Below are 25441 nucleotides of genomic sequence, written 5' to 3' on the forward strand. Positions count from 1 at the left end.
TCTATACTTTTACTTTTTCAATATGCACTGGTTCTTGAACCAAAGCCTGATGGGTACTGGTGGCTATCGGCAAGGTGACATTAAAAACTGTTCCCTGCCCTTCTATAGACTCCACACAAATTTCGCCATGGTTTAGATCAATGAATCGCTTACACAATACCAGACCGAGCCCTGTACCCTTTTCCCCCGCTGTACCCTTGATACTGGCAGTGACAGACTCCTGGAAAAGTTGATCAATTTGCATCTGGCTCATTCCCAGACCTGTATCGCGAACAGCAATATGTACGCCGGTATCAGATTTATTTGCGCTAATGATCACTTTTCCAGTGCCATCAATTGGAGTAAATTTAAGCGCATTCGACACCAAATTCTGAATCACTGAAGTGATCATGTTGATGTCAGCATAGACTTTGAGATCTTCTTCAATCTGGTCAATTAACTGAATATTTTTCTTTATAGCCAGACTATTCAAAACATCACAGACAATTTTGGTCGACTGTTTTAATTCAAAGTTAATTGGATGATAAATAAAACGCCCACCTTCGGCCATTGCCCAGTTCAGCAGACTTTCTAGCAGGTTATAGGTCGATTGTGCGGTTTCGTACAAATATTCAGAAATACTCTGTACACTGGATTCATCAAGTGTTTCACGTTCTTGCGCCAACACTTCTGAAAAGCCGAGTAAACCGTGAAAGGGTGCTCTCAAGTCATGTGCAATAATCTGGAAAAATTTGGTTTTACTGAAATTGAGTGCAACTTGCTGCTCATACATTTCTTTGAGTTCGGTATAATCTGCTTTCAGCTCAACGAGATGGGTCAGGCTATTGGTGAAATCCTGAACAGCGATAATATCTTCCAGATTAAAACATTCTTGATGTAAATCAAAAAAAAGTACCTGACCAATTGAAACACCATCACTGAGACGCAGATCAAAAGCCACATAACGCTTAGCCTCGACCCCAAAATGACTCACATGCTGTACCAGATTCGGATATTGAGCATGCTGATGATCAATAAAAGCCCGTCCTTCAAAATAAGGACTTAGACAGGTTTCACCCGGCGAACTGAACGCCTTGAAACCATGGTTTGAGGAATACCAAATATAAGGCTCATTATGGAAAGCCAGCACAGCCTGCTGTGCATCAAGTATCTTACGTGAAAATCTTAAAAAACGCTCAACCTGATTGGTTGCTGTAAAAACACCTAACAATAGTGAAAGCTTACATGCACTAAGCTGCTCAGTTTCCGCGCCTATTTCAAGCAATTGCATTTTCATATCAGAGTCATCCAATCACTATTGTTGTTGTTGTAAAAATTAATTATCACGCCTAACTTTATTAACAAATTTTCACAATTTGCACAATGGAAAAGTGCATAAATCAAACAAATATGACTATTTAAGCCCCATTTGTTTGATTTATCCTACGAATGCCATATTTAAATGTAAGTAAAAATTTCTTAAGCCAATAAAAAACCCCAAGCTTTTAATATGGGCTTGGGGTTTTTTGAATCTGGTCCCGAGGGTCAGTACCGCCAATTCCTTTGTAAACAATTAAGTAATTATCAAGGTGTGGGTAATTGTGTACATCGTATTACATACATAATTTTAAATATATAAGTACGGGCCGAAAACTAATCAAATAAACAGTTATTTTTGATATTTTTTCCAAAGTAGAAGTATTGCTATAAAGTAGGTTACAAAAGTTACTTATTCCTTTTTATGTATATATATTATTGAATTTTATTACTTAAATTAGAATTTTCAAAAGTTACAATTAGGTTATTTTTAAGCTACATGTAACCTCAAAATAAGGTTACAAGGGATCTATATATAAGCTTATGTTTTATATAGTATTTATTATTAAAAGGTTACGCTTGTAACCTCAAGTAACCTTTTTTAGGTTACAATTTATATTATTATTTATTAAATACTTACAGTGATTAATATCCTTTTTTAAAATTTGTAACCTAAATATCTCTTTTTAAATTGAACTTTGGAAAGGTACTTACTGCTTTATAATTTATAAGTTGCATCAGAGCGCATCAGTTTGCATCAACTCTAAACATTAAATCCCCTTCAAAGTCTTTGATAGCATTGGTTTGAGCTATTCTTGCCACTGCATCAAAATAATGACTTTTAGTGAAAGCGCGCAGGCGGGAGGGAACTGCGTTTGATGTGGCTGCGATCTGAAATCTATTTGAAAGATATTTTTCTATTATTGGTTTTTATTTTTTTTAAAGTGTGTGGGAGTAATCCTTTTATAGAGATGAATCTTGAGACGAAAAAAAAGCTGATGTGATAGCATCAGCTTGATTTAATACAGGAAATTAAAACACTATAACTACATAATTTTAAATCTATTTGTTATAAAATATTGCTGACCATTTACTTTATATTTGTAGAAAGAAGCTCATAATCTTTAAATTGAATGACCTCTACCCCAAGCCGTTCATTGATCTGTTTCATTAGATTTTGATAGTAAACAATTTCATTGTAATAAAAAACTTTCGCGGCTTTCTCAACATCACCAAAGCCCCCTGCATTTTGCGGTACCACGCCGATCAGTTGTGGTGGAATACGATGGCCAGCCAACTGGTCATCACGACTGGCAATCTTAATATTATAAAACTCATCTTTAGCAGCCACCTCAGCCAGAGGAATAACATTCACCCCTTTTTCTTTTCCTCCTGGTGTATAAAGTAATAAATTTTTAAAGTTGCCTGCCCCTTTGGAATTTTCCAAAGCATCTTCTAAGGCATCTACATCATCTTGAGTTTGTAATGCATCAGTCATGTGAAGAATAAAACCTGCATGAGCACCATTTTTATAATAGCGTCGACGGAATAAGGTGGCAGATTCATTCAGTAGAATCGCATTCACACTGCTTAAATAATTGGGGACGCCATACACCTCTTGCCCAATGTCTGATTCAAATAAATGGATCATGTCTTGAGGTGTAAATTTATGGTTTTTGGTCTGGTCATAATCCAACTGAAAATAACTTTCCAAATCCAGACCACGACGCATATTTAATGCAGGTCGAGATCCGAGTCCAATGATCCCCCCAAAATGATTTCTTTTGATATGCACATAGCAATTTGCAAAAGTCAGAAGGTTTAATGCCAAAGCATTAAATTCATGTCGGCTCAACCAAGGATGAGGAATAAAATCGCTGGTTAGAATATTGCGTTTCACAATTAGTGCACTGGTGTGATGACTGGTTGCCCGGAACAGTTTGGCAGTAGCCAACATGTCATAGGGCAAGTCATACCAATCTAGCCATTTCGGACAATAGCCATATTCAAACAAAGCATGCCCATCCAGTACCGGTTCAGGTTGTCCAAAGTTACGACAGATAATTGAAGTCTTGGCTGATACTTCCATCGGTGCCTCAGCCGGTGCTGAAGAAAATGGACTAAACCGTTGTAGGGGTTTAGGAATAAAATTATTTAAGTTCATGATTTGAATACTCGAATTCGGCTACGTTGTGCGCCTTGTTGTGATGCATCAGTGGTATCAATAATCGGAGCATTCTCTAATCCGTTCATGATTGCCCATGCCATGTCACCATGACCATTTTCAGCAGATCGAGTGGTAATGAGCGTTTTATTGCCACCCCCACTGGTGAGTGCTTTTTTAACTGAAAGAAATGCTTTGGCTACCGTGGTAAGACCAGCATCAAAATGTAAGCGTCTTTTCTGAAAAAGTTCTTTAGCACGTAGCCCCATACGTATTTTCAATTCAGGGTTATAGTTCAAACGCGTTAAAGCCGGAAAAAACTTAGCCACATGCTCTGCAACAGCAATACCATTACCGGTATTGTCTATGCCTATAAACATGACGTGATAACGTCCACACACCTTTTTAATATAAAGCGCCTGTTCCTGTGCGGTCAGTCCTTTGAACTGTTTAACTTCTAAAATCCGATAGGGTTCTAATGGTGTACGTGGCGGTGCAATCACGGCCAAGGCAGCATTGTCACCGGTAAATGAGGGGTCATATCCCAACCAGACATCACCTTGATAGTGGGGCGTTTCATTGGGATGAAAATCATTCCAGACTTCCCATGAATCCACCATATTGGGAATGATATCTTTGAGTGGGAAATATGAGCCTGAGTCATCAATAAAATCACAATCAAACAGATTGGCAAACTCATCATCACCATATTCTGCAAGCAAGTCATCACGATCAAATAGGTCACAACCTTTAGCCTCAGCATCATCTAAAGTGACAATCTGCCGAGTCTTGCGGTCGGCACATTTCACAGGTAATTTTAAAGCGGTTTTACTGATATCAATTTCAATCGGCAATTTACGTTTACTGTCTGTGCCTGTCCAAAATGCATAGGCTTCATGCAAAATACTGGAAGGCGTAGACATGTAAATTTGTTTGTACATTTTTTGCGAAGCCATCGCACTGGCCACTTTTTTGAATTTCAGAAAATTACGAATCCAAAAAAATTCATCCATGATGACATCACCATGTCGACCTTGGGCTGTCAGGGCATTTGTTCCTAGGTAATAAACGGTCGCTTGTCCATTCGGTCCATTAATGACAATGGGATCTCCGGTCAGTTCAATCCCACAAACTTCAAGTACAAACGCTTTAATGTATTCAATAAACTGATAGGCCTGCGCCTTGGAAGCAGACATGAAGATTTTGTTCTTGCCTGTTTTGAGCAAATCAATCAACGCCCATAATGCAAAAATATAGGTCGCACCAATCTGCCGGGATTTCAGCAAAATGAAAATCCGTGACCAGGATATGGCATTCATCCATTCCTGTTGATACAGATATAGATATTCTTCAAAGGCTTGTTCGAGTTTCTGTAAATCTTCTTCAGTCAGCTGATTTTTCAGTTTTTGCTTACGTGGTTTATCATTACGATTTTCAAGTTTAGGATTGAGATCCGCTTGTGTTCCCCCTTCACGATAGCGTTCTATTCGTGCCCAACGTTCAAATTGAACCCCGATAAAATCCATTTCTTTGTAATTTGCATTGCTCTTCCCATCCATAAAAGTCAAAGCCATATAGCGGACTTTTAACCCCAAAGTCACGTCATCAAATAAATCCGCTTTTTCCCAGGCATCGCGCTGTTTCCAACTTTCTACTGTGGCGCGATTTTCTTCGATTTGTTTGGCAATTTCAGAGACAGACATGCCCATCGCAAACAGGATTCGTCCATGTTGCCGGGGATTCATAAGGTCGAACTGTATAGGTTGAGGTGTATTCATGCCCTCAATGTTGCCCTATGCACAGATTTTCCCGAAATGGAAAAATCCTGATTAAGCGTTAAACAGGATTCTGGTCGTTGCGACATATATCCCCTTACAAGCAGACTGCATACATCAGAAACATAGATGGAAATTTGTATGGGACTTGCAGGTGAAGGGCGTGTTGAAAAACGTTTTCGAGTTGCGCGTGAAGGTCAAACAGTTGATGGACGTGAACTGACTGGACAGGAAATTCAGCAGATGGGTTCAAGTTACAGTCTGGAAAAATATGGGGCACGAATCAATCTCGAGCATTTTTCAGGATGGTCACCCGAACCGCCATTCAATGCCTATGGCGACATCATCAAAGTTGAAGCTGTGCAGGAAGATGGCAAGTGGTCACTTTATAACACCATTTCTGCTTTGCCGAACTTTGTGTCCATGAATAAAGACGGTCAGAAAATTTATCCATCAATCGAGTTTTACCGCAACTTTGCCGGAACAGGAATTGCCTATCAGGTGGGTCTTGGTTTGACCGACACCCCTGCTTCGCTCGGTACTGAACCTATCAAATTTTCAGCTAATCAATTTGCAGTACGCACTCAACCCAATGCGGAGATTTTTATGTCTATTCCGACAGCACCGGCTGAACAGAACAGTTCAGTTCCCAATGATCAAAAAGGTTTTTTAGAGCAGCTCAAAAGCATGCTTACACCGAGCCAACCAAAACCGGCAGTTCAGCCTGACGATTTCCAGGCCGTGGTGACACAAGGTTTAGTGACTGCTTTAAACGGGATTAAGGATCTGAATGAAAAATTTAACACCTTAGCAGTCCCAGCTGTAGTTTCCATTCCTGCAGCTCCAGTCACCCAAAATACGCAAGTACCTGCAACCCCGGAACAGGATCAATTAAGTCAGGCGCTTGCTCCAATTGTGCAGTCTATCCAATCTTTACAGCAGCAATTCACCCAGCTTTCAAAAACGCCTGTCAATAACCCACCTGCTTCAAGCGGTGGTGATACTGACCAAGTTGCATACTAATTAAAACTGACCAGATTTCATTCTGATTAAATAAACAAGGAATTTTTCAATTATGTCAGTCGTTCTGAATCCTATTGCACGTACTAAACTTTCGTCATATATCGCTGATATTGCACGTGCAAATAATGTAGAAGATGCAAAATACACCTTTGCCGTTCAGCCTGTACCTGAACAAAAAATTATTGCCGCTTACCAGGAGTCTGCGGACTTTTTAAAGCAAATTAATGTTTTCCCGGTTGATAATGCCAAGGGGGAAAAAATTGGGCTACAAATTGGTTCTTCTGTTGCAGGTACCACAGATACCCGAGTCAAAGCTCGTACACCGGTTGCCGTCGGCACACTGGATTTACTGGATGAATATGACTGTACCCAGACCAACTATGACGTGGCGTATTACTGGTCATTGCTAAATGCCTGGAAACACCATCCAGATTTTAAAGCCAAATTGCAGGCGATGGTGATTAAAGCGATTGCGCTAGACAAACTGTGTATCGGTTTTAATGGTTTATATCGTGCACCTACTTCTGACCGGATCGCCAATCCTCTTTTACAGGATGTAAAAAAAGGCTGGTTGCAAAAAATTCGTGATACTGCACCGGAGCAGCATTATGAAGGTGTTGATGATGGTACCGGTAATCTGGTGATTAAAGTCGGTGCAGACAACGAGTTTAAAACGGTCGATGGACTGGTTGAGTTTGCGGTTGAAGAATATATCGCTGAACAACATCGAGAAAGCGGATTGATTGCAATTTGTGGCCGTGGGATTTTGAGCGACAAATACTTGCCGTTGCTGAATACCATCCAAGATCCAACCGAACAGCTTGCTGCACGAACAATTTATGCCAATAAGCAGCTGGGTACCTTGCAAGCTTTGCATGTCCCTAAATTCCCGGCAAAAACGATTTTGATCACGACTCCGGATAACCTTTCGATTTATATGCAGTCAGGTACCTTAAACCGTTCCATTGTCGAACAGCCTGAATGGGATCGTGCCGTAGATTTCCAGTCTGTGAATGAAGACTTCGTGGTGGAAGACTATTCGAAATGTGTGCTACTGGAAAACATTGAGGTAGAAGCCTAATGTCGAATTCAATGCGCCAAAACCGTGAAAAAAAACTGGCTCAAAAAGCAATAAAAAATGCTCAAAGCCTCGATCCACGTTTACGCAAGAAAAAAGTGATTATGGGCATTGATCCTGGTGCGCCTGAAGGTGATCGAACAGGCAGAATACCTGTTCCAACCTCTCCTGCAGCAAATATTGAATTGCGTTTGTTCAATCATATGAACGAGCTGCAGGACACCAAGTCAACGCAGGAAAAAATTGCCAAAAAAATAGCATGGCTACCTGAGTATTTAGGCTATATCGAGGGCTGCTTGGCGGTTTCTCCATCTGCCCAAAACACCACGCTAGTGACCTTAATGATCTGGGCAGTCGATGCAGGTGAATACGCCCTAGCTGTTCGTATTGCTGAATATGCCCTTTTAAATGATATGGTCATGCCTGAAGGATATAGCCGCAATATTGCAGAGTTTGTCACTGAACAATGTGCTGAAGATTTTCTGAATGATTCAGACCTCGCTCTTGCCCATGCTGAACTGATTAAACGAATTATTGAGCTGGGTGTGGGCGAACAAATGGTCGATCAAGCCCGTGCCAAAATTTACCGTGCTTCCGGGGATGCTTTAAAAGAAGCTCAACCCCATGAAGCACTCAATGCTTATAAAAATGCCTTGCGACTCAATAGCAAAGTCGGCTGTAAAAAAGATATTGCCGCCCTTGAAAAGCTATTGAATCTGCAAACAACCGGGTCGTCTCCCGACGCCACTGTCGGCTCGCAGGCTGATTCACTTGATGCTTCGGCAGCAGATGCGTCAGTTCCTGCGTCCACCGACTCTAATGTGTCTAGCGACACAAGTTCGTCAGCGGAGTAAAGAAAATGCTGCTAAACGCACCGGTGACCAATAGTGAAGTTCCGAATCCTGATCCAGAGCGTCCTAACGTCAGTATTACCGATTTGTTGGGTACGGTGCGTTTAGATCAGTCCAAGGGCGAATCTCTGCTTACAGAAAAAATCCTGTTAGCGATGGACATCATCAATGACCAGGTCCTTTTACTGAAAATAGAAACAAAAACCCAAATTCGAAAATACAAACGCGCGGTCTGTTATGAAGCAGCAGCATTGATTGGTGAAGAGAACCTGGATTTTGATACCACAACAAATGGTCAATCACGTGGGGAAAATCAACAGGCAAAAGCTCAATCGCTACGTCGAATTGTAAATCACACCATTGCTGACCTGACGAACCGAAAACGTAACCGGGTCAAACTGGTATGAGTACAGTCAATGCCATACAGGGCGATACTTTAGATGCTATTGCATACCGTTATTTTAAAGATAATTCAGTACAGGTTTTGGCTGTACTGATTGAATTAAATCCTGAGTTGCATGGAACATTTTTAGACGAGCATCAAACCGTTATTTTGCCTGAAACAACTCAAATACAAAGTACACCCTCACTGAAACTGTGGGATTAAAGGGGAACCGAATGAATGATCCTATTTCAATTAAGGGATTACCGTGGCTTTTAAAAATTATTGCCGCGATTATGGGCGCAATTTTAGCGCTGATTTTAAGCGGTGATATAGATCCACAAGGTCGAATCAAAATTACCATCGGTGTGATTTTAAAATTCGCGATTAGTGTGGCCATTAGCTTATATGGCGGATCGGCTTTTATTGAATATTACCAACTCGCCCATTACTCCATGCAGTCACAAGGTTTTGTGATGCTGATTTTTGCCGTCTTTGGCATGTTGCTGATTGGTATCGGGTATCAATCCATGCAGTTATGGAAAGGTAAAGCATTCAGTGAAATTATTGCTGAAATTAAAGCTGCCTTTGCTGCCATGTTTAAATAGGAAAAGAGAAATGTCAAAAAAACTTACTATTGAACAAATTCAGCAACAAGCCGAAAAACTGGGGATTGAAACTGCTGCCCTTCAAGCCATTCATGAAGTGGAATGTCGAGGCTCAGGATTTAATCCAGATAACACACCGGTGATTTTATTTGAACGTCATGTCATGCGTCAGCGTTTAATTGCCAATAAGCGTGATTTCGATTTGCGAATAATGCTAATAGAACGACCAGACCTCTGTAATAAATCATCTGGTGCATATGGCTTATATTCTGCTCAGCATGGCCGATTAGCAGCTGCTGCTGAATATCATCGTGAATCCGCCCTTGAGTCCTGTTCATGGGGCATTGGTCAAGTGATGGGCTATCACTGGCAGTTCTTGGGCTATACATCACTACAAGCATTTATAAATGCAATGTATAAAGATGAAGCCTCTCAACTTGATGCCATGTGCCGGTATATTACTGTAAATAATCTTGTAAATGCCCTTAAAAGCAAAGACTGGAAAGCGTTTGCACTAGGCTACAATGGCAAGTCTTATGCAAAAAATAATTACGATATCAAGTTAGCAAATGCATATAAAAAATTTGCTGAAGGATCATAAGTCATGCAAGCCTTAATTCCATTAAAGCCCTATCTGCAAGAAAAATTGCCATTGATGACGGCAGATAAATGTCATCTGTTTATTGTGAATGGCACTCAGGCAAAGGGCTATATGGAATATACGGCTCGGTTGCTCTTCCTTGATTATCGTGGTGATCCGATTGAAGTGATCATGCAGATTCGTGAATGGCTCAAGTCCAAAAAGCTGCATTTGGATGCAACAGGTAATGATGTGCAAATTTCATTTAGCAGTGAAATTATTGATGCCAATACCTTTGATCTTGAGATTGATTTTCCGCAGCGCGATAAAATCGTGATGGATGATAATGGGTACCATGTTTGTCCGGAAATGATCTGGAGTGATAAGTCTGGAAAATTTGTACCTGCAGGAACTGAATAATGGATGCCTATGCTGGATTAGATCATTGGCTTGATCAGATTGCGCTGCGTCTTGAACCGACCCAACGACGAGAACTGATGCGACGTTTGGCTCAAGGTTTAAGGGTACGTACTCGGGATCGAATCAAACAGCAACGAGATCCAGATGGCCATCGTTTTATTCCGCGTAAACGCAATCAAATCGGAAATAAAAAGCGCCAAGGCGCTTTATTCCAAAACATCGGTAAAGAAATAAAAACTGAATATTCTGCAGATCATGCTGCAGTCGGTTTTGGTGGACGTATTGCACAAATTGCGGAAGTTCATCAAGAAGGTAAAACCATTAAGCCTAGTCGTTATGCCAAAGCCACAAAATACCCTATTCGAGCATTGGTGGGATTTAGCAAAGACGATGAAAAATGGATTCAGAATGAAATATTTTCATTTCTAAATACCTCCAATAAGTAAATATTTAATAGTAAAATTAAGAATATATTTTTATGAATTTGCTTTTATCTATTTTTACAAATAGAATTTTAAGCATATGAAAATTACTTTATAATTTTATGTCTATGTCTGCTATTCCCCTAAATTTACGTATTTTATTAATATTTTTAATAATTAGTATGTCAATCGCATCATCCTTAATTATATTTAAATATTATAATCCTGTAGTTTTTTTTGAATATAAATCTCTATTTCGCACTGGGATATTTGTTATTCTAGGATTAAGTTTGAGTTTTGCTTTTTTTTCTTATTTAAGTAATTCATCATCATCATCTCTTTTACAAATAGAATTAGATAGTCTCAGAAGACAATTGCACCAACTTGTGAAATCTAATGAATACAATAGTAATGAAAAAATAAACAACATAATTACTGGTGATGAAAAACAATTTATACTAAGAAAAATACAACATGATATTGAAACAGGATTTACAAAAGAATATTTTAATCAAATTAAAAATGATATTATTAAAAATAACAGTGATGAATATTTACAATATAGTATAAAGAGCTCAATAAATAGATTAAGTTCAGAAAATGATAGACTTAATAAACAAGGGAATGTTAATTTATTTATAGGATTAGTTTTAAGTATAATCGGGCTAATGGTTCTAGGTGTTGCAATTCATAGCTCTCCTGTATCAAAAGATTTAACAGATCTATTTATAAACATCTTTCCTAGAACTATTTTTGTTTTATTAATTGAACTTTTTTCCTATTTCTTCTTAAATCTTTATAAGAAAAGTTTAGATGAAATAAAATACTATCAGAATGAAATAACTAATTTAGAAGCAAAGTATTTATCATTAAATATCGCACAATCGACAAAAAATCATAAATTAATTTCTGAGATTTTAAATGAACTAGTTAAAACAGAGAGAAATTTCATTTTAGAAAAAGATCAATCTACAATAGAATTAGAGAAAGAAAGACTTCACTCAAACACCTCAAATAATACTCTTGAAGTCATTAAAGATATTTTTAAAAATAAAACTTAAAAATAAAAGACTAATAGAGATTAGAATCAACTTATTAGTCTTATTCTTAAAATATAGCTAATTCCTACTTTAACATTACTTTCTAAATTCCTGCTTAAGCCTTAAACAGGATCTTATAGGTCGCCTATTCGCAAAAATTTGTTCATGATTTATCACTCTATCTTTTAATTCTACATAAGAATGATTGAACTCAGGTGTAAATGCGGAAAATTACTGTGCCGCATAGAAAAACTCACAGTAAAACTTGAAATCAAATGCCCTCGTTGCAGAGTGCTAAATCATTGGAACGCCTAGAGCGTCAGGTTAGATAGCCCAGAGCTACCAACGGAGTCGACACATGTCCCCGAAAACTAACCCTAACATTTCAACTAAAACTATTTATAACGCTTCTGGCCGGTCTTTCTCAGGTTGGTTGGGCGGTAAGTCACAACTGGCCCGTACCATCATTGAGATGATGCCCGAACATAAGCATTATTGCGAAGTGTTTGGCGGTGCAGGTTGGGTCTTATTTAAAAAATCAACGTCTACACTTGAGACCATTAATGATGTAAATGGGGATTTAATTAATCTGTACCGAGTATTTAAATACCATCCTGAAGCCTTAGAAAAGGAATTTGAAACGCAGCTGATCAGTCGTGACGAGTTTGAACGTTTAAAGGCCGAGAAAAATTCATCCCTGACCGACGTTCAACGCGCAGCGCGTTTTTATTACTTGCTACGCACCTGCTTTGGGGCAAAAGTTGCCGAGCCGAATTTCTTTTCTCATGTAGAACGTCCACCAATATTAAAATTGGGTGATGACTTAAAAACTGTTCTTTCAGCAATTCATCAACGTTTGCAGAAAGTAAATATTGAGAATCGGAATTATGATGTTTTGATTCAAAAAATGGATCGGGAGGACACTTTGTTCTATCTTGATCCACCGTACTACAACTGTGAAAAGTACTATGGCAAAGATATTTTTGGCCGTGATGATTTCATTAAATTGCGTGAATTACTGAAAAACATTAAAGGTAAATTTATTTTAAGCCTGAATGATGTACCTGAGGTGCGCGAGTTATTTGATGGCTTCTATTTTCATAGCAAAAAAATCCGCTGGTCATTAAACAGCAAAGCCCAGGATGAAAATAATGGCAAAGAGCTGATCATCACCAATTTTCAAATTCCTGATTAAGCGTTAAACAGGATTCAAGTCCTCGCACTTTAAAAACAAATTGCCCATGATTTCGGTCATGGGCAATTTACGTTTGTATGAGCATGACGAATCAACTTTTAAGACAATTTCAAAACCTTTCTAGCATCGGTACCGTAATCGCTATCGATGCTTCAGCATGGAAAATTCGCCTCAAAATTGATGAAAATGAAACGGACTGGATTCCCATTCCAACGATGGCTGCAGGTGTCGTCAAAGTTTGGCGATGCCCATCGTTAGGAGAACAATTTTCTGTTTCAGCACAAGGCGGTGAACTCACCAGTTCGGTTCCCCAGATCAGTCTTTTTTCTGATGCCTTCCCTCCTCCAAGTACTGATCCGAATGAAGTTTTTGTACAGATCGGTGAGCATTTCTTAAGTGTCAATATTGAATCCGGAGAAGCCCTGTTCAAATTAAACAAATGCACTTTTGATGTGCCGGAAACCATCTTTACTGGCAGCGTACATGCGGAAAAAGCCATTTCATCGGCTGAAGATGTCACAGCAAAAGAAGTCAGCCTTGTGGATCATCCTCATGGCAATGTCATGAATGGGCCAGGACAGACAACGCAGCCCCTTCCTACTGGAGGTGCGACAAATGATTAAAGGCATGTCACGGTATACAGGAAAAACCATTCGGGATGATGGGCGATTGCCTGCCCATCTTGAACAATCTCTGCATGACATTTTAAGCACTTTACTCGGTACCCGAATATGCCGACGAAATTACGGTTCTCTTTTACCGCATTTAATTGATCAGCCCTGCAATGACATCACCAAATTAAAAATTATGAATGCCTCGGCTACAGCCATTATTCGCTTTGAATCCCGGCTTAAAATCAAACAGGTTCAGGTCAGTAGTACAGACAGTCAAAATGGATGGGATGTCACGCTCATTGGCACATATTCGCAATATAACCAAGATCAAACTTTCAAACAGAGCTATACATTTGGAGCAGCTGCATGAGCACCATAAACCGTGTCGATTTATCCTCATTACCTTTTCCCGATGTTCTTCAGCAGTTAGATTTTGAAGCTGAACTTTTAGCCTGTAAGCAGGAGCTAATTTCAAGAGATCCAGAACTGAACGAGGTTCTTAATTTTGAAAGTGAACCTCTGGTTAAGCTACTGGAAACTTTTGCCTATCGTTTTCTATTAAAGACCGGACAAATAAATGCAACCGCCAAAGCACTGATGTTGGCCTATGCCACCAAATCTGATTTAGACCATCTGGCTGCCAACCGCAACGTGTACCGAAAAACAATTATTCCTGCACAACCTAGTGCCATTCCCCCGGTTGAAGCGTTGATGGAGTCGGATGAGGATTTACGTCGACGGGTGCATTTACAGCCTGAAAGCATGTCTGCAGGTTCAGTCGGTGCCTATCAGTTTTGGGGTCTAAGTGCTCATGGCCATGTCAAAGATATTTCCGTTGAAACGCCAGAAGAAGGTCATGTTAATATTTGGGTACAAAGCCATATTGATGCGGTTGCCCCACAAACTTTACTTGATTTAGTCGATGAGACTTTAGATCCAGATACCCGACGACCGTTCACCGATCAGGTTCATGTCAAAGCTGCGACGGTGGAAGAGTGGCAACTCAATGCAACCCTAGTTCTTTTTCCTGGCCCCGACTCTGCCGTGGTTAAAGCAGCTGCTGAAGCGGACGTAAATTTATACATCGAAAAAATATCATCATTGGGTTATGACGTAACGCGTAGCGGACTATTCCGATCCTTGCATCAGGGTGGGGTTCAAAATGTCATTTTAAACAGCCCAGCATCCGATATTGTCCTACCAAAGAGCCGTTATTCAAAATGCACTGCGATTAATATCAATATTGTGGAGTTTACAGATGTCTAGTCTTCTCCCACGAAATGCCACAAAACTAGAAAAAAATGTAGAGCAGCTTGGTGAAAAAATTTCCCTCATTCCAGTCCCTTTTGTGGATTTACACAGTATCGATCATTGTCCTGTCCCTCATTTGCCTTGGCTTGCATGGGAGCACCGTGTCGAATATTGGCAGCCCGACTGGAATGAACAAGACAAGCGAAATGCCATCCGTGAAAGTGAGTCTTTTAATGCTGGGCGTGGCACACGATCATCCATCTCTAGCCTCCTCAGTACCGTCGTCGACAATTATCAACTAAAGGCATGGTATGAATTTAATCCACCACAAAAGCCCTTTACTTTTGTGGTCATCATTAATTCTCAGTACCTGCTTTCAATTGAACAGTTATTGCAAGTTCATACCGCGATTGATGCGACCAAATCCGTCCGAGATAACTATTCCATTTCCGCCAAAGTACAAACTCTTTGTGATTTTTACCTCACTGGTTCGGTCACATCTGGCACCAAAATTCATTTAGAAAGTATGTAAAGAGAGAAAATATGCCTGCAAAATATTACGTCACACTTACCAATTATGGTGCAGAACTTGTTGCTGCAGCTCACGACCTGCAATCCATCACATTGACTGAAATGGTGATCGGTGATGCAAATGGTATCCCATACCAACCGATTGACCATACAGACTTAACCCAGCTCGTTCATCAAACGGCAGCTGTCGAAATCAGTGAAGTTAAAGTGGCAAATAAAAATGCCACGGTTTCAGCGATTATTCCTGCCCATGTGGGGGGCTTTAATATTCATGAAATCGGCCTTAAAGACACTTCAGGAAAACTGGTGTATATCGGTAATTATCATGGGGCTTATAAGCCGGTGATTGCTGAAGGTGGCGGTGGTGAACTTGAACTGGTGATCGATATTAAAGCCACGGCAGGTGCACAGGCTTTGATTGAGATTGATCCACTCATTCTTTCTGCACCTAAAACATGGGTATTGGAAAAATTTAATGCACTGTTAGAAGCAATACAAATTGAGCGTGATCAGAATAGTCAGACTATTTCCGGCATGCAACAAACTATCAATTCACTGAATCAAGAGATTCAAAATTTAAAAAATAATCAGACTTCTACTAAAGATCTCATCAATCAGATCTTTCCGGTCGGTAGCATCAGTCTTTCAACACCGCTGAACGGTGTAAACGGTATAGTCTGGGGTGGCTTAGGAAATACCTATGACGTAAACCCATATGTCTATAGACGGACAGTTTAGTCTCCTGATAAATGGGTAGGTGTCGAAAAACGTATATTTTTTAAATCCTGATTAAGCGTTAAACAGGATTTTGCTCATAGAATAAAAAAAGTCCTCCATTCATTATGACTCTAAAAGTACAACCCCTTTTGGAGTCTAAACAATGGCTGAACGTCATCACGGTATTACAGGCCGAGAAACAGCTTCTGGAAAAATCCCGATTCGCGATGCAGCGACTGCTGTGATTGCCATGCTTGCCTATGCAAATGATGCGGACGAAGAAGCTTTTCCGCTGAATACCCCTATCCTGGTCACCTCAATCAATCGCGTTTTACCTAAAGCCGGTGTGACAGGCAATTTACGTAAAAATCTGGAAATCATTTCGCAAATCACCTCACCAACCCTGGTGGTTATTCGAATTGAGAATCCATTTAGCCCCTCATTCGATCAGTCGACGGTTATTGGTACCACAGATGAATTCGGTCAGCGTACAGGTCTTCAAGCCTTACTGACGGTTAAATCAGTTTTGGGAATTACTCCTAAGATTATTTGTGTACCGGATGTTGAAACGGTTGATGTTGCCAATGCCATCGGTGCGATTTGCAAAAAGCTACGTGCCTATTCATACATCACACCACGCGATGCTGAAGGCATGATTATGAAATCTGCTGAAGCTGTGGCGAATTTTCGTCAAATGCTGGCATTCCGTGAAATTGAAATCATCTGGCCAGAATTCACCAGCGGTAATGTGTTCTTGGGCAGCGGTGATTCCGATCTTGAATTTAATGAAATTGTACTTCAAACAACTCCAGCAGATCGCTCTTCCGTTTCACTGACTTATGACCTGTATCGTAATGGTGAAAAAATAGAGTTCAATCAAACTGTCGGTGATTTCGAACCTGACAGTACTTCCGGTTCATTCATCAAATGTGTGGAAACTATTCTGGCAGCCTACCCTGATATTTCAATAGATCATGGCGGTGGTGGCATTGCACATTTTGGCACTCGCAATGGATACCGCATTTCAGGCAATAAAGGCGATTTAGAAAAAGATTCTATCCGTCTGGTATTCAAACAAAATCCATCTCAAGAAGATGACCTCTTTCCAATGCTTACAGATCGTTATAGCGGACAACCTTTTAATAGTCCGATTGAACTGATTACTTTGGGCAAAACCATGTATGAAGGATTCTAATTCTCATGACTTTAAAATATGGAACAGGCATTTTTACTGCTGCCGTCGCTGCTGCAGCATTACGTGCTGAAACGGATCAAAAAGTCGGGTGGCATAAATCTCTCTCCAATATTCCTGTGACGGGTCCAACTGGAATCAGTCAACCGATTACCTGGGATCTGGAAGATCCTGACACCGATACCGGTTATTTAAATAGCCAGGACATCACCACCATGATCCAGCATATGGGTTTCCGTTTCTGGGGCAATCGCAACTGTTCAGATGACATTCGCTTTTCCTTTGAAGTGGCAACACGTACAGCCCAGTTTTTATTGGACACCATTATTAACGGCTGTTTTCCTTTCGTGGACCAACCGCTGACCCCCTTTCTGGCCAAAGATATTATTGACTCGATTAATGCCAAGTTGCGTGAACATGTCGATGCCAAGCATTTGATTGGTGCATCGGTCTGGTACGACCAGGCTGAAAATTCAGTCGAGCAGTTATCACAAGGTGTGATGTGGATTGACTACGACTTTACCCCTGTCCCTACGCTTGAAAACCTGGGATTAAACCAACGTATTACCGACCGTTATCTAGTTGACTTTGCTCAAATGATTAATGGCGCAAATACCACTGAAGGAATCTAAGCCATGCTTCCACGTACGCTCAAAAACTTTAATGTATTTGTGAATACCCACTCATGGGCAGGTGTCGCTGAAAGCGTCACCATTCCCAAAATCACCAAGAAGACTGAAGACTATCGTGGCGCAGGCATGATTGGTGATATTGCCTTGTCAATGGGCTATGAAAAGCTTGAAGGCGAAGTTGTCTATGCCGGCTTTGATGTCAAACAGTACCGTCAGCTCGGTGTTTGCGGCACTTCAGATTTGCCTGTTCGTTTTGTCGGTGTCTATGAACGTCAGGACAATTGCACCTCCCAAACCGTAGAAATCTATACCCGTGGCCAAGCCATTGAACTTGATCCGGGTGATTCCAAAAATGGCGAAAAGACAGAAATCAAAATGTCTTACAACTTTACCTACTACCGCATGGAAGTGGATGGGGTGGTCGAAGTTGAACTGGATTTCGTCAATGGTACCGAGCGTTTTGGCTCAAGCAACGTCGCTGAAGAAATCAAAAAATTACTTGGTCTGTAAAGACCAGGTTATTCCCCCTATTCAATTTATTTGAGAAATCCATATGACCCCTGAAGTACAACAGCAAAACCAAGAAGCGATTCAAGATCCGAACATGATCACAGTCAATTTTGACGAAGGTTTTAAGCGTGGTGAACAAACCATTACTGAAATTGTAATCCGTAAACCAAAAACCCGTGCCCTTCGTGGTTTAACCCTGGTCAACGTATTACAGCTTGATGTGGATACGTTGGCAAAACTTGCCCCACGTATTACCACACCGACGATGTCGGAAAATGATGTTTACGACCTTAGCCCTTCTGACCTGACCAAACTCAGCAAGGAAGTGATTGGTTTTTTCGTGAAAACCGAGGAAGAAGACTTCCAGTAAGTACCGATGATGTCATCGCAGATCTGGCGGTGGTGTTTGGTTGGACACCGGCAGACTGTGATGATTATGAAATTGATGAATTAATGGATTGGCATGAACGTGCTCGAGCACGATGGGAAACAGATAGCAGATGAGTCAAATTAGCTTAAAAGCCATGTTGGAACTGGTGGACAAAGCCACTGCGCCACTCAAGGACATTATGGGTTCAAGTGAAAAGACCAGTGATGCTTTACGTGCCCAGCGTGAAGAGTTAAAAAAACTGAGTAAATCGCAGTCGGATATTACGTCATTTCGACGTTTATCCACTGCATTGAAGGGAACCCGAAAGGATCTTGAATCAGCGCAGCAGACGGTGGCCAGACTGGCCCAAGAGCATGCCAGTGTACAAAAGCCTACCCGTTCGATGATCAAGGAATTTGAGAAAGCCAAACTGAGCGTTAAATCGTTAAAACAAGCTGAACAGGATCAACTGCGTCAATTACAAATGCTGCGTAACGGATTAAGTCAGGCCGGAATCAGTACCAAATCCCTAGGTAGAGATGAGCGTGAATTAAAGTCGCGTATTGATGCATCAAGCCAAGCCCTACAACGAAAAAAGCAGCAACTGGATAAACAGGTCGCAAGCCAGAAACGTATGAATGATCTGGTCAAACAGCATAAAAGCACCCAAGAAATGATGGGCAAAGTTTCAGATACCGGAGTCAGAGCCGGTGCAGGTGCTGCGGTGGGTGCAGGAGCTTTGGCAGTACCCATTAAAGCTTATGCTGATGCTGAAGACGCGGCCACCACCCTCAAAGTCTCCATGATGCAATCGAATGGCCAAGTGGCGAAAGAATTTAATGACATCAATCAACTGGCCAATCAACTCGGCACCAAACTCCCGGGTACGACGGCCGACTTCCAACTGATGATGGCTAAACTGGTTCAGCAAGGCATCAGCTATAAAGCCATTCTAGGCGGTGTTGGTCAAGCATCCGGTTATCTTGCCGTACAGTTAAAAATGCCTTTTGAAGAGGCAGCCGAATTTGCGGCCAAAATGCAGGATGCGACCAAGACCTCTGAAAAAGATATGTTGAGCCTGATGGATACGATTCAACGGTCGTACTATTTGGGGGTCGACTCTACCAATATGCTGCAAGGTTTTTCTAAATTATCTGCCGGGATGAAAACCATTAAAGCCGAAGGTTTAAAAGGTGCCCAGGCTATGGCTCCGCTTTTGGTCATGGCAGACCAGGCTGCAATGGCAGGTGAATCTGCAGGTAATGCCTACAGCAAAATCTTCTCATCGATGATGGACACCAAAGGGATTCAATCCGCCTTAAAAGGCTCAAAACTGTCGATGAACTTTACCGACGGCAAAGGTGAGTTCGGTGGTCTGGACAAGATGTTTAAACAGCTGAGTAAACTTAAAGGCTTATCGACAGAGGCCCGTTTGCCGATATTGTCCGATATGTTTGGTAATGATGCTGAAACCATTCAAGCCTTGAATCTTTTGATTGATAAAGGTCAAGCCGGTTATAACGAAACCTTGGCAAAAATGAATGCCCAGGCAGATCTGCAAAAACGTGTCAATGAGCAGCTCGGTACCTTAAAAAATCTTTGGGATGCTGCTTCAGGAACATTTACCAGTGCAATGACCAACTTTGGTGCTGCAATTGCACCAGAACTCAAACAGGTCGTTACCGATCTGACCGATGTTTCAGAAAGCATTGGCAACTGGTCTAAAGCCAATCCTGAACTCTCCAATGCCATCATGAAAACCATTGCTGTAATTGTCATTTTATTGGGTGCATTCAGTGCAATCGCACTGGCACTGGTCACCCTACTCGGCCCAATGGCTTTACTACGTCTAAGTTTTGGGATACTTGGCGTAAAGGGATTAGGACTCATTAAAATGCTGAGTGGTGTATATGGCGCTTTAAAATGGGTGGGTTCAGGGTTAAAGTTCTTATTTGTTCTTGCAAGAGCACATCCAATTATCGCCTTAATCACAGCATTGGCGATCCTAGCATTTACGGTATATCAAAATTGGGGAGCCATTAAAGAGTTTTTTGCCCCTCTATTCAATAGTATCGCAACAGGTGCATCACAGCTCTGGCAAAGCATGAAGTCATTTTTTAGTAGTGGCATTGCCAATATCAGCGCCACCATCCTGAACTGGTCACCCATCGGATTGTTTTATCGCGCCTTTGCTGCAGTGATGAATTATTTTGGTATTCAACTCCCGAGCACATTTACAGGCTTTGGCCAGATGCTGATGCAAGGTTTAGCCAACGGTATTAGTAATGGTATTGCTGGTGTGATTGGAAAAGCTAAGGCAGCAGCAGCACAGGTAACCAATACCGTTAAAGGCGCTTTTGGCATCCATTCACCTAGCCGGGTTTTTGCTCAACTCGGTGCATACAACATGCAGGGTCTAGCCAACGGGATCTCAAACAACAGTCATCTGGCCAACACTGCTGTAACTACAGCCAGTAAGGATATGTTGGGTTATTTTGATCCTGGTGCAATTCAATTTGATTCTCGTCCACCGATTGCTTCAAACAATAACAATTCAATGACCGCTTCCATGCCTGTACAGCAAGTTTTTAACATTTATGCAGCACCCGGTATGGATGAAAAAGCCCTGGCACAAATGGTCGCGATTGAAGTTGCCAAAGCACAACGTCCGCAGGCATCTGGAAATGTTCGCAGCTATAGCGATTTAGATTAGGAGGTCAAGCTATGTTGATGAGTTTAGGACAATTTATTTTTAACACCAGTTCTCTGGCATTTAAAGAAATCCAGCGACAACGTTCGTGGAATTATGCAGACAATGCCGTGGCATTTGGCCGGGCCAAAAAACAGTTTATGGGTTCAGGTCAGGATAGTGTTTCTCTTCCTGGTCTCATCTATGAAGAATATGGTTTTGGTAGCCGTTTTGCCCTGGATGAACTGGCCAGCATGGCCGATACAGGACAAGGCTTTGTACTGATGGATGGCTCCGGTTATTTGTATGGGGTCTATGTGATTGACAATATCGACGAGACCAAATCATTTCTGGTCGATAACGGTGTACCTCGCAAAGTCGATTACACCCTTAAACTTTCCCGGGCCGATGATGATCGTATTGAAAATCAAGCTGCGCCTGAACGCATGGACGATTCGCTATGATTAAAACCCCAGTTTGCATTATTACTGCCAATAACAAGCCATTAAACGCGCTGATTTCCAGTCGAATTATTAGTGTCACCGTGACAGATAACCGGGCCAATGAAGCAGATGAACTGAGTATTGTTTTAGATGATTCTGATGGTGCCCTGGAGTTACCTAAACGTGGAGTAAAACTGAATTGCAAGATGGGGTTTTTAGGCGAAAATATTCATGATAAAGGCGACTTTGTTGTCGATGAAACGGAATGGTCAGGTACACCCGATCTCATCACCGTGAAAGCCTCCAGTGCCAATTTTAAAAGCAAGATTAAGGAAGCAAAGTCAAAATCTTATCACCGCAAAAAGTTTGGTGAAATTGCCACTGAAATTGCTAAGAATCATGAATTAACTTTGGTTATGGCCAACGATTTTAAAAGCATAAATTTATCCCATGTGGACCAGACCAATGAATCGGATCTGAACCTGTTACAACGACTGGCCAAACAGAACGGTGCTGAAATGGCGGTGAAAAAAGATCGCTTACTTATCTTTAAAGCAGGTTCTGCAAAGACCGCTTCAGGCAAAGATTTACCTGCCCTGATTTTGACCAGGAACGATGGTGATCAATTTCGTTACAGTGAACAGGACCGTGAATCTGACCATACAGGTGTATCGGCCAGTTACCAGGACACAGGTAAAGCAAAACGTGAAAAAGCGATTACAGGCGAAAAAGGCAAAGTGAAACATCTGAAGGGAACTTTTGCCAATAAAGAAGAAGCTGAACGTGCAAGCAGAGCGAAAATGGCTGAAATTAAACGGCAAATGGCAAAGTTCAGTATCACCACGGCTTATGGCATACCTGAAATGAGTACCGAGTCACCGGTGAAGCTACAGGGCTTTAAAGCGCAAGTGGATAAGCTGAAATGGATCGTGGAAAAAGCCACCCATAGCTATGCTAAAAGTGGAGGATTAACCACCCAATTAGAATTAGAAGCAGGCATATAATATTAAAGTTATTACTTTGCATCATCATATCCATCAACACAAGTTGTAATGCTCAAAATATTAATACCAATGTGCGTGTAATTATCTGCCTTTAATGTGCCTAATATGAGCGATATAAAATAAAAAAAAGCCCTCTTTAAAGAGGGCGTTTTTCCAGACAATCAAGCAATTAATAAATCAATATTTTTGCCCATTGCTTTAAATGCAGCTTCAATCGCCTCTAACTTTGTCGAGTGATCTAAGGACCACAATCGATTAACTTGGGCTTGTTTCCAGTTTAATCTGCGGCCTAATTCAGCGCGTGTAACTTTTTGCTGAATCATTTCATTGTATAAAGAAACTTTAACAGCCACTTGAGCTGGTAAACGGATAAGATGCTCATTCTCTAAAGCATCTGTTGGTAAAGGAATCGGCTTACGACCATCCATATAATAGATCATCAAAGCTGTTTCGATTCCATCTAAGGCTTCTGTAAGCGCCTCGTCTAGTGAATAACCCACACTATTTAATTCAGGTAGATCACGGCTAGACACTACAAAAGCATCGCCTTCGCGAACTATTTGTACTGCGTACTCCATATCTAAGACCTCTGATAAAAATTTACTAACTAAATTAAGGATTAGCTGCTACTTAAAGGACTGGAGGCTTAAAGCCCCAAGTCCTTTTTAATTTTTAAACGGGTTCCGTTAGGGATCTCTTTACTACCATGGTCTGGGAAAACACTTCGTTTATCATTTAACTGAATAATCCAGTGTGATCCCTTACCCTTGCGAACAAATTTGACACCCTGCTCAGTAAGCCACCGTTTAAACTCGCTGTAGCTCATCGCTAACTCCTTGTCTAAACAATGAACTAAATATATAACATATTTGTTATATTTACAAGGAAAAATACAACAAATATGTTATATATATCTTTACATAGAATTTGCCTTTATGAATTATTCCCAATAAAGAAAAAGCCCTCTTCTAAGAGGGCTTTTTCTTTATTCAACATTTATGTTCACTAAAATTTTTATCCTATTTTAGCAACATACAATTGCCCATTTATTTCCTCAAGATAGCCACTAGATACCAAATCTGGTAAAACTATATTAAAAAAATCTTCTCTATCTTGAGTATTTAATTTTAAAAGAAAGTTGATATTAAATAACCTTGCATTAACGATATGTCCCCTACTAATGTGACAAATATTTAAAAAATTAAAAAAATTCTCTTTTAAATTTTCAATATTAGTTGGAAATAAATAAGTGAATCCTTTCTCTGTCAAGCGATTCTCAAGAGTCAAGAAACCTTCATTTTGTAACTCAGATAAAGTCTGTGGTAGAACTTCACGATATTGCAAGGCTTTATTTGAAAATGAGATATAACTATAATCAATGCCATCACCAGCTTGAGAGTTACGAGGAAATGAACTCATCACAAATTGTTTGGCCTGTTTGATTAAATTATTCATAAAAAAATTCCACTTAGGTTAAAACTTAATTTTAATCTAAGTAGAATATGTCACTTCCAAGATATTCCTAATTTTTAAAAATTATAAAATTCAATGGATTATAAAATTATCAATTATATACTTTTTTTGATGCACTAATTATTCCATCTCTACACATAAACTTACCATCTGTAGTGCAATGCTTAAGCCCACCTTTTGAACCAGAACATGGCTGACGGCCCTTACCTGCTTCGGCTGCGCTTATTCCCATTAAAATAACCCATGAAGTTAAAACTAATTTTTTCATAATCGCCTTTAATCAACTCTTAATTTTGTTAGCAATATAAATATTTCCGCTTTCACCGTGGTACTCTAAATCACCTTCTGAATCAATTATAAAATATTGAGTTTCATCAGGATCTTTATAATGATAAGTCATCCCATCCTTAAGTAATTCATCAGGCTTTAAAGTCGCATCAAGATAGAAATCTTGCTTAAAATATTGTTTATCTTTCTTATAAAATACTACTATATGATCAGTGAAACCATTTGGCGAAATCCATTGTCCAATTACGTCACCATCGACATCATGTTTTATATTTAATAGTTTTTTGAAATTATCAGAATTGAGTCTAATAAATTTAACATCTAAATTTGGATCAAAATGAGTGGTTGCCCATGCCGCGACGCTTTCCTCACCTTTAATTCGATACATAATAAAAGTACGTTCATAGGTATTGCTATCACTATTCCTTATTTCATTCGCAATTTCTCGAAGCTGCTTCTCAGAAATACGTTCAGGCAATTCAACACTAACTTTACGGGTAATATTCCCCCTTTTATCATCAGAAATAATTTCATAATCAATTTTCAAATTTTCAGATTCTATATTTTTTTCTTCTGTTTTTTCATTATCAGTCTCATTTGCTGAAATAATATTGCTTTGGTCATCATTGACAGGATCTGGAGCACTCACACCAATCACAATAAATAAAATCACACTGCAAATCACACTACCAATTAGAACGTCTTTTCGAGTCATGACTTTACTTTTACGCAAACTTTGCAATCTTTTAGGACTAATTAGACCTATAAAAGTAAGCACCCACACAGCTATCAAAGTGAGAAAAGCCAACCCGAAAACTACTTCCATATCTATCCCACATTTTTAATATAAATATTTAATTAAAGATTCATCTTATGACACTATGCATTAGCTC

33 protein-coding genes are annotated in these 25441 nt (G+C 40.2%); 25 read left to right on the forward strand and 8 right to left on the reverse strand.

What is annotated here, in order from left to right; all coding sequences use genetic code 11:
* Position 1: 1 nt before the first annotated feature.
* From E0H80_RS10430 to E0H80_RS10440, 3 genes are all read right to left on the reverse strand, one after another.
* Positions 2-1276, reverse strand: coding sequence for a sensor histidine kinase (locus tag E0H80_RS10430; protein ID WP_131365558.1), 1275 nt, complete (start codon positions 1274-1276; stop codon positions 2-4).
* A 1110-nt stretch (positions 1277-2386) separates the two neighbouring features.
* Positions 2387-3385, reverse strand: coding sequence for a phage portal protein (locus E0H80_RS10435; protein ID WP_416224589.1), 999 nt, complete (start codon positions 3383-3385; stop codon positions 2387-2389).
* A gap of 71 nt (positions 3386-3456) precedes the next feature.
* Positions 3457-5238, reverse strand: coding sequence for a terminase large subunit domain-containing protein (locus E0H80_RS10440; protein WP_131365562.1), 1782 nt, complete (start codon positions 5236-5238; stop codon positions 3457-3459).
* Positions 5239-5376: 138 nt separating this feature from the next.
* Here E0H80_RS10440 and E0H80_RS10445 point away from each other — a divergent pair, with 138 nt between their 5' ends.
* From E0H80_RS10445 to E0H80_RS10565, 25 genes are all read left to right on the forward strand, one after another.
* Positions 5377-6258, forward strand: coding sequence for a GPO family capsid scaffolding protein (locus E0H80_RS10445; protein ID WP_131365565.1), 882 nt, complete (start codon positions 5377-5379; stop codon positions 6256-6258).
* A 52-nt stretch (positions 6259-6310) separates the two neighbouring features.
* A complete protein-coding gene (locus tag E0H80_RS10450; RefSeq protein ID WP_131365567.1) occupies positions 6311-7339 on the forward strand; it encodes a phage major capsid protein, P2 family in 1029 nt (342 codons plus the stop codon).
* Positions 7339-8190 (forward strand): phage terminase small subunit, encoded by an 852-nt coding sequence (gene gpM, locus E0H80_RS10455; protein WP_131365569.1) that lies wholly within the window; start codon positions 7339-7341, stop codon positions 8188-8190. Before E0H80_RS10450 ends, gpM begins: the two co-directional genes overlap by 1 nt.
* A 5-nt stretch (positions 8191-8195) precedes the next feature.
* On the forward strand, positions 8196-8594 hold the full coding sequence (locus E0H80_RS10460) for a head completion/stabilization protein (RefSeq protein WP_131365570.1): 399 nt from the start codon (positions 8196-8198) through the stop codon (positions 8592-8594).
* Positions 8591-8794: a tail protein X gene (locus E0H80_RS10465; protein ID WP_131218311.1), complete on the forward strand. Its 204-nt coding sequence runs from the start codon at positions 8591-8593 to the stop codon at positions 8792-8794. Before E0H80_RS10460 ends, E0H80_RS10465 begins: the two co-directional genes overlap by 4 nt.
* Positions 8795-8805: 11 nt before the next feature.
* Complete coding sequence (locus E0H80_RS10470; protein WP_131365572.1) at positions 8806-9177, forward strand: hypothetical protein; 372 nt, start codon at positions 8806-8808, stop codon at positions 9175-9177.
* Between the two features lie 10 nt (positions 9178-9187).
* Positions 9188-9778 (forward strand): N-acetylmuramidase family protein, encoded by a 591-nt coding sequence (locus tag E0H80_RS10475; RefSeq protein ID WP_131365575.1) that lies wholly within the window; start codon positions 9188-9190, stop codon positions 9776-9778.
* A gap of 3 nt (positions 9779-9781) precedes the next feature.
* The gene (locus E0H80_RS10480; protein ID WP_131365577.1) at positions 9782-10177 is read left to right on the forward strand and encodes a phage tail protein; all 396 of its coding nucleotides are present in this window, start codon (positions 9782-9784) and stop codon (positions 10175-10177) included.
* On the forward strand, positions 10177-10623 hold the full coding sequence (locus tag E0H80_RS10485) for a phage virion morphogenesis protein (RefSeq protein WP_131365579.1): 447 nt from the start codon (positions 10177-10179) through the stop codon (positions 10621-10623). The genes E0H80_RS10480 and E0H80_RS10485 overlap by 1 nt, the downstream gene beginning before the upstream one ends.
* A 266-nt stretch (positions 10624-10889) precedes the next feature.
* On the forward strand, positions 10890-11660 hold the full coding sequence (locus tag E0H80_RS10490) for a hypothetical protein (protein WP_131365581.1): 771 nt from the start codon (positions 10890-10892) through the stop codon (positions 11658-11660).
* Between the two features lie 180 nt (positions 11661-11840).
* Positions 11841-11954, forward strand: coding sequence for a Com family DNA-binding transcriptional regulator (locus E0H80_RS17145; protein WP_081399729.1), 114 nt, complete (start codon positions 11841-11843; stop codon positions 11952-11954).
* A gap of 43 nt (positions 11955-11997) precedes the next feature.
* Positions 11998-12834 carry a DNA adenine methylase gene (locus E0H80_RS10500; protein ID WP_131365584.1) on the forward strand — a complete coding sequence of 279 codons (837 nt, stop codon included), beginning with the start codon at positions 11998-12000 and terminating at the stop codon, positions 12832-12834.
* An 83-nt stretch (positions 12835-12917) separates the two neighbouring features.
* On the forward strand, positions 12918-13457 hold the full coding sequence (locus E0H80_RS10505) for a phage baseplate assembly protein V (RefSeq protein WP_228259985.1): 540 nt from the start codon (positions 12918-12920) through the stop codon (positions 13455-13457).
* 4 nt (positions 13458-13461) lie between these two features.
* Entirely contained in the window at positions 13462-13818 is a 357-nt protein-coding gene (locus E0H80_RS10510) for a GPW/gp25 family protein (RefSeq protein WP_228259986.1), read from the forward strand.
* Complete coding sequence (locus E0H80_RS10515) at positions 13815-14714, forward strand: baseplate assembly protein (protein ID WP_131365589.1); 900 nt, start codon at positions 13815-13817, stop codon at positions 14712-14714. Before E0H80_RS10510 ends, E0H80_RS10515 begins: the two co-directional genes overlap by 4 nt.
* A complete protein-coding gene (locus E0H80_RS10520) occupies positions 14707-15231 on the forward strand; it encodes a phage tail protein I (RefSeq protein ID WP_131365590.1) in 525 nt (174 codons plus the stop codon). The genes E0H80_RS10515 and E0H80_RS10520 overlap by 8 nt, the downstream gene beginning before the upstream one ends.
* Positions 15232-15242: 11 nt before the next feature.
* Positions 15243-15968, forward strand: coding sequence for a phage tail protein (locus tag E0H80_RS10525; RefSeq protein ID WP_131365592.1), 726 nt, complete (start codon positions 15243-15245; stop codon positions 15966-15968).
* Positions 15969-16110: 142 nt separating this feature from the next.
* Entirely contained in the window at positions 16111-17142 is a 1032-nt protein-coding gene (locus E0H80_RS10530; protein ID WP_131365594.1) for a hypothetical protein, read from the forward strand.
* Between the two features lie 5 nt (positions 17143-17147).
* The gene (locus E0H80_RS10535; RefSeq protein WP_131365596.1) at positions 17148-17771 is read left to right on the forward strand and encodes a phage tail sheath subtilisin-like domain-containing protein; all 624 of its coding nucleotides are present in this window, start codon (positions 17148-17150) and stop codon (positions 17769-17771) included.
* Positions 17772-17774: 3 nt separating this feature from the next.
* Positions 17775-18281, forward strand: a complete 507-nt coding sequence (locus E0H80_RS10540) for a phage major tail tube protein (protein ID WP_131365598.1) — start codon at positions 17775-17777, stop codon at positions 18279-18281.
* A gap of 43 nt (positions 18282-18324) precedes the next feature.
* A complete protein-coding gene (locus tag E0H80_RS10545; RefSeq protein WP_131365600.1) occupies positions 18325-18651 on the forward strand; it encodes a phage tail assembly protein in 327 nt (108 codons plus the stop codon).
* A 23-nt stretch (positions 18652-18674) separates the two neighbouring features.
* A complete protein-coding gene (locus E0H80_RS10550; RefSeq protein ID WP_265937228.1) occupies positions 18675-18785 on the forward strand; it encodes a GpE family phage tail protein in 111 nt (36 codons plus the stop codon).
* A complete protein-coding gene (locus E0H80_RS10555; protein WP_131365602.1) occupies positions 18782-21364 on the forward strand; it encodes a phage tail tape measure protein in 2583 nt (860 codons plus the stop codon). Before E0H80_RS10550 ends, E0H80_RS10555 begins: the two co-directional genes overlap by 4 nt.
* 11 nt (positions 21365-21375) lie before the next feature.
* Positions 21376-21804, forward strand: coding sequence for a phage tail protein (locus tag E0H80_RS10560; protein WP_131365604.1), 429 nt, complete (start codon positions 21376-21378; stop codon positions 21802-21804).
* The gene (locus E0H80_RS10565) at positions 21801-22787 is read left to right on the forward strand and encodes a contractile injection system protein, VgrG/Pvc8 family (RefSeq protein WP_131365605.1); all 987 of its coding nucleotides are present in this window, start codon (positions 21801-21803) and stop codon (positions 22785-22787) included. The genes E0H80_RS10560 and E0H80_RS10565 overlap by 4 nt, the downstream gene beginning before the upstream one ends.
* Positions 22788-22948: 161 nt before the next feature.
* Here the strand turns inward: E0H80_RS10565 and E0H80_RS10570 are convergent, their stop codons facing one another.
* The 5 genes from E0H80_RS10570 to E0H80_RS10585 form a co-directional block, all read right to left on the reverse strand.
* Positions 22949-23365 carry a type II toxin-antitoxin system HicB family antitoxin gene (locus tag E0H80_RS10570; protein ID WP_131365607.1) on the reverse strand — a complete coding sequence of 139 codons (417 nt, stop codon included), beginning with the start codon at positions 23363-23365 and terminating at the stop codon, positions 22949-22951.
* Positions 23366-23433: 68 nt separating this feature from the next.
* Positions 23434-23613, reverse strand: coding sequence for a type II toxin-antitoxin system HicA family toxin (locus E0H80_RS10575; protein ID WP_131365611.1), 180 nt, complete (start codon positions 23611-23613; stop codon positions 23434-23436).
* 188 nt (positions 23614-23801) lie between these two features.
* Positions 23802-24242 (reverse strand): hypothetical protein, encoded by a 441-nt coding sequence (locus E0H80_RS10580; RefSeq protein WP_131365613.1) that lies wholly within the window; start codon positions 24240-24242, stop codon positions 23802-23804.
* 109 nt (positions 24243-24351) lie between these two features.
* A complete protein-coding gene (locus E0H80_RS16640) occupies positions 24352-24528 on the reverse strand; it encodes a hypothetical protein (protein WP_165494305.1) in 177 nt (58 codons plus the stop codon).
* 12 nt (positions 24529-24540) lie between these two features.
* Positions 24541-25374 carry a hypothetical protein gene (locus E0H80_RS10585; protein ID WP_131365615.1) on the reverse strand — a complete coding sequence of 278 codons (834 nt, stop codon included), beginning with the start codon at positions 25372-25374 and terminating at the stop codon, positions 24541-24543.
* Positions 25375-25441: the final 67 nt, after the last annotated feature.

Origin of the sequence: Acinetobacter sp. ANC 4779, assembly GCF_004331055.1 — a bacterium.
Taxonomy (GTDB): Bacteria; Pseudomonadota; Gammaproteobacteria; order Pseudomonadales; family Moraxellaceae; genus Acinetobacter.